The 10,000-nt window shown below is 33.7% G+C and carries 10 protein-coding genes; 4 read left to right on the top strand and 6 right to left on the bottom strand.

Features of this window, described 5'->3' with window-relative positions; translation table 11 throughout:
• The 4 genes from LDL23_RS00065 to LDL23_RS00080 all read left to right on the top strand — a co-directional run.
• Positions 1-445 (top strand): flavin reductase (locus LDL23_RS00065; protein ID WP_291263874.1); only part of this gene is annotated, 445 nt, incomplete at its 5' end.
• Positions 445-585 carry a DUF2256 domain-containing protein gene (locus LDL23_RS00070; RefSeq protein ID WP_133610440.1) on the top strand — a complete coding sequence of 47 codons (141 nt, stop codon included), beginning with the start codon at positions 445-447 and terminating at the stop codon, positions 583-585. The genes LDL23_RS00065 and LDL23_RS00070, both read left to right, overlap by 1 nt.
• Position 586: 1 nt before the next feature.
• The gene (locus LDL23_RS00075) at positions 587-1,873 is read left to right on the top strand and encodes a DASH family cryptochrome (RefSeq protein ID WP_291263875.1); all 1,287 of its coding nucleotides are present in this window, start codon (positions 587-589) and stop codon (positions 1,871-1,873) included.
• A complete protein-coding gene (locus LDL23_RS00080; protein ID WP_291263876.1) occupies positions 1,874-3,406 on the top strand; it encodes a cryptochrome/photolyase family protein in 1,533 nt (510 codons plus the stop codon).
• 54 nt (positions 3,407-3,460) lie between these two features.
• Here the strand turns inward: LDL23_RS00080 and LDL23_RS00085 are convergent, their stop codons facing one another.
• From LDL23_RS00085 to LDL23_RS00110, 6 genes are all read right to left on the bottom strand, one after another.
• Entirely contained in the window at positions 3,461-4,069 is a 609-nt protein-coding gene (locus LDL23_RS00085; RefSeq protein ID WP_291263877.1) for a hypothetical protein, read from the bottom strand.
• Between the two features lie 57 nt (positions 4,070-4,126).
• The gene (locus LDL23_RS00090) at positions 4,127-4,702 is read right to left on the bottom strand and encodes an NUMOD4 domain-containing protein (protein ID WP_291263878.1); all 576 of its coding nucleotides are present in this window, start codon (positions 4,700-4,702) and stop codon (positions 4,127-4,129) included.
• Positions 4,703-4,772: 70 nt separating this feature from the next.
• Positions 4,773-5,849, bottom strand: a complete 1,077-nt coding sequence (locus LDL23_RS00095; protein WP_291263879.1) for an agmatinase family protein — start codon at positions 5,847-5,849, stop codon at positions 4,773-4,775.
• Between the two features lie 46 nt (positions 5,850-5,895).
• On the bottom strand, positions 5,896-7,176 hold the full coding sequence (gene kynU / locus LDL23_RS00100; protein WP_291263880.1) for a kynureninase: 1,281 nt from the start codon (positions 7,174-7,176) through the stop codon (positions 5,896-5,898).
• A 154-nt stretch (positions 7,177-7,330) separates the two neighbouring features.
• Entirely contained in the window at positions 7,331-8,380 is a 1,050-nt protein-coding gene (gene queA / locus LDL23_RS00105) for a tRNA preQ1(34) S-adenosylmethionine ribosyltransferase-isomerase QueA (protein ID WP_026725893.1), read from the bottom strand.
• 176 nt (positions 8,381-8,556) lie between these two features.
• The coding region (locus LDL23_RS00110; protein ID WP_291263881.1) for a LamG-like jellyroll fold domain-containing protein at positions 8,557-10,000 on the bottom strand (1,444 nt) is incomplete at its 5' end.

Consider the following 10,000-nt stretch of genomic DNA (forward strand, 5'->3'; position numbering starts at 1 on the left):
AAGACCTACAACGGTTCCAAGAGACACTTATAAAAACATAAAAGAAACCGGATTCTTTACTGTAAATCATATTACCGAAGAAATGATTGCTGATGCGCATCATACTTCTTCAAGTTATGACGAACATATTTCGGAATTCGACAAAACGAACTTAGAACCCGAATTTATTGACGACTTGAAAATCCCTTTTGTAAAAGGAAGTCCTGTACAATTACTTTGTAAATATGTGAACGAATACAAAATTGAAGAAAACGATTGTATTCATATTATCGCCTCGATTGAAACCATTTATGCGGATGAAAACTTATTTCACGATGACAATTGGATGCAATTGGATAGAGGAAATGTAGTAGCTATTAATGGTTTAGATGGTTATGCTGTTCCAAAATTAGCAGACAGATTTCATTATGCGCGACCAGATAAATCTTCAACTTCGATGTTGTAATGGCACATAAAAAAGTAAATCTTCCTGAAAAAATCTGTAAAACCTGTCAACGTCCTTTTTCATGGCGCAAAAAATGGGAGAAAAATTGGGAAGAAGTTATGTATTGCAGTGATAAATGTAGAATGAATAAAAACAAATAGCATGAACGGATTAATATGGTTTAGAAACGATTTGCGCACGATTGACAATCATTCGTTGTACAATGCTTGTAGAGAAAATGAAAAAGTAATAGGCATTTATTGTTTAGATCCGAGACATTTCGAAACAACTCAATACGGTTTCAAGAAAACAGAAAAATTTAGAACGCAATTTCTTTTAGAAACTTTAACCGAATTACAACAAAACTTAGAGGAGAAGAATATCTCCTTATTAATTTATTATGGTTATCCAGAACAATTAATTCCTGAAGTAGCTGAAAAACATCAAATTGACACGATTTATAGTCAAAACGAATGGACACAAGAAGAAGTAGATGTTGAAACTGAAGTGCGAATTCCTGCGGTGAATTGGAAAACGTATTACGATCAATTCTTATTCCATCCAGATGATGTTCCTTATGAAGATTGGGAGAAAATACCAGAAGTTTTTACAGAGTTCAGAAAACAATTGGAAAAGAAAATTCGAGTGCGACCAACCGTTGCCATTTCAGCAAAACCAATTTCAAATCTAATTGAAGAAAAAACCTCAATTCCTACATTAGAAGATTTAGGATTTGAAGATTTCAAACAACCAAATAAAACTGCTTTTCCATTTAAAGGTGGCGAAAATCAAGCAAAAAAACGCATCAAAGAATATTTTTGGGACACCAAAAAACTAGCGGTTTACAAGAAAACTCGTAATGGTTTGGTTGGAAAAGATTATAGTTCAAAACTTTCAGCTTGGTTGGCAAATGGTAGTATTTCGGCACGAATGATTTATTGGGAAATCCAACAATTTGAGAAAAAAGTAGTCAAAAACGAAGATACGTATTGGTTGATTTTCGAGTTGATTTGGCGTGATTATTTCAAATACATTTCACTAAAACACGGAAACAAAATATTTCAATTGAACGGTATTTTGCAAAAAGAATACCATTGGAACCAAAATACAAAAGCTTTCAATCAATGGACAAATGGTACTACGCCCGAACATTTCGTGAATGCCAACATGATTGAATTGCAGAAAACAGGTTGGATGAGCAATCGCGGCCGTCAAAATGTTGCGAGTTATTGGGCAAAAGAATGGGAACAAGATTGGCGCATTGGGGCGGCTTATTTCGAAAGCATGCTAATTGATTACGATGTGCATAGCAATTATAGCAATTGGATGTACAATGCTGGCGTTGGCAATGACCCAAGAGATAGAAAATTCAACATCAAACGTCAAGCGGAACTATATGATGGCGATGGAAAATTTCAAAAAATGTGGTTAATTCCTGAATTATTTTAAATGAAAACACTTCGATTACTTTTGGGCGACCAACTCAATTCGGAACATTCTTGGTTTGATGAAGTCAATCCAGATGTGATGTATGTGATGGCAGAAATGCGTCAGGAAACGGATTATGTGAAACATCACGTTCAAAAAGTGGTGGCATTTTTTCTTGCGATGCGAAATTTTTCTGAGGAATTAATACTTAAAGGTCATCAAGTGATTTATTATACAATTTCGGATGCGAATAATCCTCATAATTTAGAACAATTGATTTTGGATTTGATAGAGAAGAATAAAATCGAGCAATTTGAATACCAATTTCCTGATGAATATCGATTGGACGAACAATTGAAATCCATCTGCGAAAAACTTTCCATTCCCAAAAAAGCTGTCGATTCGGAACATTTTTATACTTCTAGAACTGAATTAGGTGATTTTTTCAAAGGAAAAAAGCAACTTTTGATGGAAAGTTTCTATCGCATGATGCGAAAAAAACACGCTGTTTTAATGATAGGTGATCAACCTTTAGACGGAAAATGGAATTTTGACCACAACAACCGCAATCAATATAAAAACGAAGTTCCGATTCCGTTTCCTTTGGAATTTCATAAAAAAGTGAGTGAAATTGTTGACGAAATTGAAAGTCAAAACATCATCACTTTTGGAAGTATTGATGTGGAAAATTTCAATTGGCCGACTTCAAGAAACGAAAGTTTGCAATTGATTGACTATTTCTGTGAGCATTTTCTAGAGCATTTTGGAACGTATCAAGATTCCTTGTTTTCTGGGCATAAATTTCTGTTTCATTCTCGTTTGTCCTTTGCGATGAATTCCAAAATGATTAGTCCGAAAGAAGTGGTTGATGCTGTGGTTTCGTATTATTATCAAAATCAAGAAACGATTGAATTGGCGCAAGTAGAAGGTTTTGTGCGACAAATTATCGGTTGGCGCGAATATGTCAGAGGAATTTATTGGAAAGAAATGCCGAATTATGCCCAAATGAACACCTTAGAAAACTACAATCCGCTACCTGATTTCTTTTGGACAGGAAAAACCAAAATGAAATGTATGCAACATTCGATTTCTCAAAGTTTATCGGAAGCGTATGCGCATCATATTCAGCGATTGATGGTGATTGGAAATTTTTCCTTGTTAGCCCAATTGCATCCTGACGAAGTGGACGCTTGGTATTTAGGCGTTTACATTGATGCGATTGAATGGGTAGAAATGCCGAATACTCGCGGCATGAGTCAATATGCTGATGGCGGAATTGTAGCAACAAAACCTTATGTTTCTTCAGGAAGTTACATTAATAAAATGAGCAATTATTGTGGCAGTTGTCATTACAACGTAAAAGAGAAATTGGGCGATAAAGCCTGTCCGTTTAATAGTTTGTATTGGCATTTTTTAGATGAGAAAAAACAGCATTTTGCAAACAATCAAAGAATGAGCATGATGTTAGCTTTACTAAGAAAAATGAAACCTGAAGAATTAGCCGCTACGAAAGAAAAAGCGATATCGATTTTGGAGGATATCAATAATTTATAAAAAAACCGAAGCTTTTAAAACTTCGGTTTGGTTATTTATTTATTAAAATTAATCCTATTCCCATTTGTCAGTTCTTTTTTGTTGATCATTTAGAGTTAAATAGTGAATAGCAATCAACAACTGAATATTAGGATCGTCTAAATCGAATTCTTTCGGATTTTTATAAATACTTTGTTGTAACCAGCCTACTGATTCAAAATCTCCTGCTTCAATAAGTCTATCCGCATAATTTTTAACTTCTGGATTATTTTTTCCAAGTTCAGTCAAAAATTTTTGATATTTCCCATTATATTTTGAACCTAAATTTCTTAATTCCAAACCAGTATCTGGATAAGTCGCTTTTCCGAACTCCCATATTTCGTCAAACGTAGATTTTGAAATAGAATTGTAAAGTTCTTTTTGTTTTTCAAAATCCACTTTTTCTAAAATCGGGTGCCAACCATTTTCTAATAATCCAGGTAATATTTTAGAAAAACAGACTTTAAAATCAGATTTTTTATTTTCAGATATTTGGTTTTTAAAAAAGTCTCTTATTTTATTCAAGTCAGAGATTTGATCAGTGGAAAAGTTATTCTCTAGTTCAACTGTTGAATATTGAGATTTACAAGAGAAACTCAGTTGCAAAATTATTATTCCAAATATCAATATTAATACTTTTCTCATATTACAAAACAAAAAACTTTAAGAAACTGAAACAAGTTCAGTTTGACAAAAAAATTATTAAACTTGTATATGTCCCCAATTTTGACCCCATTTAATGCGATAAATTTGCATTTCGGAAACATTAAATTCTTTTGCGGTTTTTCTAACGCTGAACTTTTCACCTTGTCGCTTCATTTTTAACTTTATTCGCATTACTTGAGTAGAGGTTAATTTTCTACCATCACGTTTAATGTTATCTTCTTGAAACTTCTTAAAAGCGGCTTTTACAGCTGGACTTTTATGACCGTGAGCTCGCATCTCATTATAAGTTGCCCATTTCAAATTATACAACTGATTGTTCATTTTATCATAATCAAGATGTAAAACATATTCTTGGTCTTCACTTACTCTTGGAATAAAAAGCTCCGCCACCATTTTATGAATGGCATGAGAATAATAACTTTTTTTTCCATTAACGGATCTAACATAACGTAAAAATAGAAAACCTTCAGTAGGAGCTCCTTTTAAAATTTTACCATTTTCAATTGTATCGGTAAAACTTTTGAGTCTTCCATAGTTTGAAACGGCATACCTAACTTTTCCGGGCACTTGGATGGGGTATTCTTTCCATTGCTCAATTACAAAGTGACTCATATTTTTGTCTTTAAATAAATTAAGGGGCGAATTATTTAAGACTTTCGTCTGATTTAATGCAAGATATAAATTATTTGTTAAACTTGATTTTGTTCCCAACATTCATTTTCTGAGATTTCGCAAAAGCACCACACATGTGAAATAACATTCTTGCTCCTACGTTTCCATCCCAATCGTCATCACCTGGCGCTACTTCTACTAAATCAAATCCGATGATTTCTTTATTTGTTTCTGCTAAACGATTGAATAAATAAGCGGCTTGTTCAAATGAAAATCCGCCTGGAACTGGAGTTCCTGTGTTGGGACAATACCAAGGATACATTCCATCAATATCGAAAGAAATACAAACTTTTTCTGGTAACGAAGCGATGATATGATCACATTGTTGTTGCCACGTTTTGCCTTCAAAAGCTTCTTGTTTTAAATCCATATCGGTATGCACTAAAACTCTATCTTTCAACGCTACTTCTACTTCTTGCTCACAAAAATCGCGAATACCCACTTGTACAATTTTAGAAATTTGAGGAATTTGTAACGCATTGTACATAATAGAAGCGTGCGAATAAGTAAATCCTTCGTAAGCAATACGCAAATCCATATGCGCATCTAAATGTAAGATTCCGAAGTTGTCGTATTTAGTGGCTAAAGCTTGATAATACCCAAGAGGAGTTGAATGGTCTCCACCGAGTAGCACCACTTTTTTACCTTGATTCATCCAATGTAAAACACGGTCTTTTACTTCTTGATGCAATTCCTTACACACTTTATTGATTTTATCTAAATCCGCTTGTAAGGCTGGAAAAGTCGCCACATCTTCTCCACTTTCTAAAGCTTCGATTATGGGTTGGGCTAAACTTTTATATTTTTCAGAATTCTTTGCCCAATGCTCAGGCGCTTCATCCATGTAAATTCCTAATTTCCATAATTCAGGAAATTCTTGGTGATTTAAATCCACTTGAAAAGAGGCATCTAAAATAGCATCTGGCCCTTCCGAAGCACCGGCTCCATAACTCACCGTAACTTCCCAAGGCACTGGAATTACAATAATTTCACTTTGCTCTGCCGAAAAAGGCAAACCAAAAATAGTAGCATCGGCTAACCCAGGTTGAGAAGGGTCAAAATTTTCTATGATTTGTTGTTTGGTCATTTTTTTTGTTTCAAGTTTCAAATTTCAGGTTTTGAACCCGAAGTTATTATTTATTTAAAATTAACTGTTTCAATATTTGCCCAAATTCGTACATATCTTCGAATGAACAATAGAATGGTGCAGGCGCTAAACGAATTACATTTGGCTCTCTCCAATCCGTAATTACGCCGTTTTTCATTAATCTATCGAATAACTCTCTTCCTTGTCCGTGAAGGTATACTGACAACTGACATCCGCGCTCTTCTTGGTTTGATGGTGTTAAAATTTCAAAGTCAGCTCCTTCTAATTCTTTGTCGATTTCGTGTAAAATGAATTCTAAATAAGAAGTTATTAAATTTCGTTTTGTGATTAGTTTATCCATCCCAACCTCAGCAAACATTTCTACCGAAGCTAAATAAGGTGCTAAAGATAAAATTGGGAGATTACTAATTTGCCATCCATCTGCTCCATGAACAGGGTCAAAATCAGGTTCCATTTTAAAACGACGCTCTTTATTGTGTCCGTACCAACCCGCAAAACGTTTTAATTCTTTATCGTTATGATGTTTTTCGTGAACAAAAAATCCCGAAGCATTTCCTGGTCCAGAATTCATATATTTATAACTACACCAAGCAGCGAAGTCTACGTTCCAATCGTGCAAATCTAACTTGATGTTTCCTGCAGCGTGAGCTAAATCCCAACCTACATAAGCGCCTTGTTTTTGTCCGGCTGCTGTAATGGTTTTCATATCAAACACTTGTCCAGTGTAATAATTCACTCCACCTATTAAGACTAAAGCTAATTCACTACCTACTTCCTCAATTTTAGCCAAAACATCTTCTAATCGAATATTTGCTTCTCCATCTCTTCGTTTGATTTCAACGATAGCGTCCTTTGGGTCATAACCGTGAAATTTTACCTGACTTTGGAACATGTATTGGTCGCTTGGAAACGCTTTTTCCTCACAAATAATTTTATATTTCTGTGGTGTTGGATTATAAAAAGACACCATTAATAAGTGAAGATTTACTGTTAAAGTATTCATTACTCCTACTTCTTTTGGCTTTGCCCCAACGATATCACTCAAAGGAACTGCAAAACGCTCCTGATAATCCCACCAAGGTTTATCAGAATAAAAATGACCTTCTACTGCCAAATTAGCCCAATCATTCATTACTTCGTCAACGTAAGTTTTGGTTCTTTTTGGTTGAAGTCCGAGAGAATTTCCTGTAAAATAAATTACTTGTTTTCCGTTTACGTGTGGAAAATGAAATTCATCTCTGTATTTTCTCAATTCATCTTGAGCATCTAAACTTTGTGCGAATTCGCGCGTATTTTGAAAAGTCATCTGTTTGGTTGTTTGGAAAACAAAAGTAGTTAAAAGTTAGAAAGTGTCAAAGCAATAAAAATGTGAAAATTGGATTTCAGATTAATACTAACAGACTTTACATTTTTTGTGATTAGAAATAAAAAATCCCAACCTTTCGATTGGGATTATATATTTAGATGATTAACATCGCATCTCCGTAAGAGTAAAAACGATATTTCTCTTTGATAGCTTCTTCGTAAGCTTTTTTCATTAAATCGTGACCACAGAAAGCTGAAATCATCATTAATAAAGTTGATTTTGGCGTATGGAAATTAGTAATCATACAATCTGCAATACTAAAGTCGTAAGGAGGATAAATAAATTTATTTGTCCAACCGGTGTAAGGATTTAACGTTCTTTGAGAAGAAACCGAACTTTCCATAGCTCTCATTGAAGTTGTTCCTACACAACATACTTTTTTCTTTTTAGCTTTTGCATTATTTACGATATCACACGCTTCTTGCGTAATAATCATTTCTTCCGAATCCATTTTGTGTTTCGATAAATCTTCTACTTCAACTGGATTAAATGTTCCTAAACCAACGTGTAATGTTACTTCTGCAAAATCAACTCCTTTGATTTCTAAACGTTTTAATAAATGTTTAGAAAAGTGTAAACCAGCAGTTGGAGCTGCAACAGCACCTTCTTCTTTTGCATAAATCGTTTGGTAACGCTCAGCATCTTCTGGAGTTACTTCACGATTGATATATTTTGGTATTGGAGTTTCTCCAAGTTCTACTAATTTTTCTCTGAATTCTTCATACGAACCATCGTATAAGAAACGTAATGTTCTTCCACGAGAAGTCGTATTATCAATTACTTCAGCAACTAACGAATCGTCATCGCCAAAGTATAATTTATTTCCGATACGAATTTTACGAGCTGGATCTACTAAAACATCCCACAAACGTTGCTCTGCATTTAATTCTCTTAATAAGAAAACTTCAATACGAGCACCTGTTTTTTCTTTATTTCCATATAAACGTGCTGGAAAAACTTTGGTATTATTCAAAACCATTACATCGCCATCATCGAAATAATCAATAACGTCTTTGAATAATTTGTGCTCGATAGTATTTGTTTTTCTGTTAACCACCATTAAGCGAGATTCATCTCTGTTTTCGGTAGGAAATTCAGCTAATAATTCTTCTGGTAAATTGAAATTGAAATGAGATAATTTCATTTAAAAATATTTAAGAGTTTAAAAGTTTATGTGTTTAATAGTTTTCTTACTCAAAACACAAAAATTCAGTTCGCAAATATACGATTATGAAATAGGCGTTGTCAAGTAAAAAGCGGTTTATTTTACAAAACCCTTTGTTTACTAGACAACGCCTAAATTTAAAACTAAAAAACTAACTACTTAATTATAATTTTCTTTGTTGCAATGTTATTATCAACATCTTGAATTCTTACCATATAAATTCCCGATGCCAAATCAGAAACATTGATTTGTTTTTGATTTGAATTTAACACTTTTTGCCCTTGAATGTTATAAATTTCTATGGATTGAATATCTAATTCCGTTTCAATGTTTAAAATATCGCGAACTGGATTTGGATATAAAGAAACTTCTAAATTGTTTTGGTTGAAATCTGAAGATAAAAGTGTGTTGTTTGTGTATAAACTAGTAATATCAGCTTGATCTAAAGCATAATTAAAAATTCTCAAATCGTCAAATTGCATTGTTATAGTGTCATTACCAATTCTAAAATTAGTTCCAGTTCCTGTATTTAATAATGGTCTTGCCACTGTTCCTACTAACATACCATCTAAATATAATTTAAGATTTGTACCATCAAAAATCAATACTAAATGTCTCCATGTATTTACAGCGTAAGTTCCTCCAAAATCATGATCATAAGAATAACCTTGAAAAAAGATATTCCCATTTGGCCCAAAATAAGCTCCAAAAGTTCTATTAGCTGCAGCTGTTCCGTAAGAAAACAAACTTTTATAACCTGCATGACTTGGCGTTTTATACCAAAAAGAAATTGTTCTTGGGTTACCTTCAGTTGGTGCTGATGCATTACAAAAAGTTCCATTATTTGAATTTCCCACAACTTGTATTGCATTGTTTGAAACGGCGTTTCTATCTACAACAAAAGAAGTCGTTGATGGAACATTTGCAAACGGAGTGTTTCCATTAATATTATTATATGTATTATTAAAAGTATATTCTGCTAATAAAATTGGAATTGCAGTTGTGGTAAAACTTGACACAGCACTAGTTGAAACACCAGCTGAATTGGTAGCTTCTACTTGATAATAATATGTAGTTGAAGGCGTTAAACCCGTTAAACCAACATTTCCTGTCACTGTTGTATCGCCAGAAACCGAAAACCCAGTAACTTGATTAGTTAAACTTCCGCTAGATAAACCATATCTTACCAATGTAGTAGTAGCTAAACCTTTGTCCCAAACTGCATAATCTATGGAAGCAGTATTTGTTGAAATTGATGATGCAGCAACACTATAAATTCCAGGAGTTTGAGATGGAGTAGTAAAACTTCCTACTGCAGTTGTTGCTGTTCCAATAGAATTGGTTGCCTCAACTTGATAATAATAAGTAGTATTTGATGATAGTCCAGAAAGGTTGGCAAAACTTGCAACTGCTGTTGTTAAAGAAGTTGAAGAACCTGTGGCTTGATTTGTTAGACTTCCACTAGATAAACCATATCTCACTAAAGATGTTGTGGCATATCCATTAGCATTTAGTGAATAATTTATCGTTGCTCCGTTGTAAGTTGCTGGACTAGAAGTAACTGAAATTGTTGGTGCTGCTGAAAGAGTTGTAAAAGAA

Origin of the sequence: Flavobacterium sp. (assembly GCF_020217025.1) — a bacterium.
Classification (GTDB): Bacteria; Bacteroidota; Bacteroidia; order Flavobacteriales; family Flavobacteriaceae; genus Flavobacterium.

Excerpts from the sequence above, each read along its gene's own strand:
- LDL23_RS00095 (WP_291263879.1), bottom strand. The coding sequence starts at position 5,849 with ATGACCAAACAACAAATCATAGAAAATTTTGACCCTTCTCAACCTGGG.
- LDL23_RS00090 (WP_291263878.1), bottom strand. The coding sequence starts at position 4,702 with ATGAGTCACTTTGTAATTGAGCAATGGAAAGAATACCCCATCCAAGTG.
- queA (WP_026725893.1), bottom strand. The coding sequence starts at position 8,380 with ATGAAATTATCTCATTTCAATTTCAATTTACCAGAAGAATTATTAGCT.
- LDL23_RS00085 (WP_291263877.1), bottom strand. The coding sequence starts at position 4,069 with ATGAGAAAAGTATTAATATTGATATTTGGAATAATAATTTTGCAACTG.
- LDL23_RS00075 (WP_291263875.1), top strand. The coding sequence starts at position 587 with ATGAACGGATTAATATGGTTTAGAAACGATTTGCGCACGATTGACAAT.
- kynU (WP_291263880.1), bottom strand. The coding sequence starts at position 7,176 with ATGACTTTTCAAAATACGCGCGAATTCGCACAAAGTTTAGATGCTCAA.
- LDL23_RS00080 (WP_291263876.1), top strand. The coding sequence starts at position 1,874 with ATGAAAACACTTCGATTACTTTTGGGCGACCAACTCAATTCGGAACAT.
- LDL23_RS00070 (WP_133610440.1), top strand. The coding sequence starts at position 445 with ATGGCACATAAAAAAGTAAATCTTCCTGAAAAAATCTGTAAAACCTGT.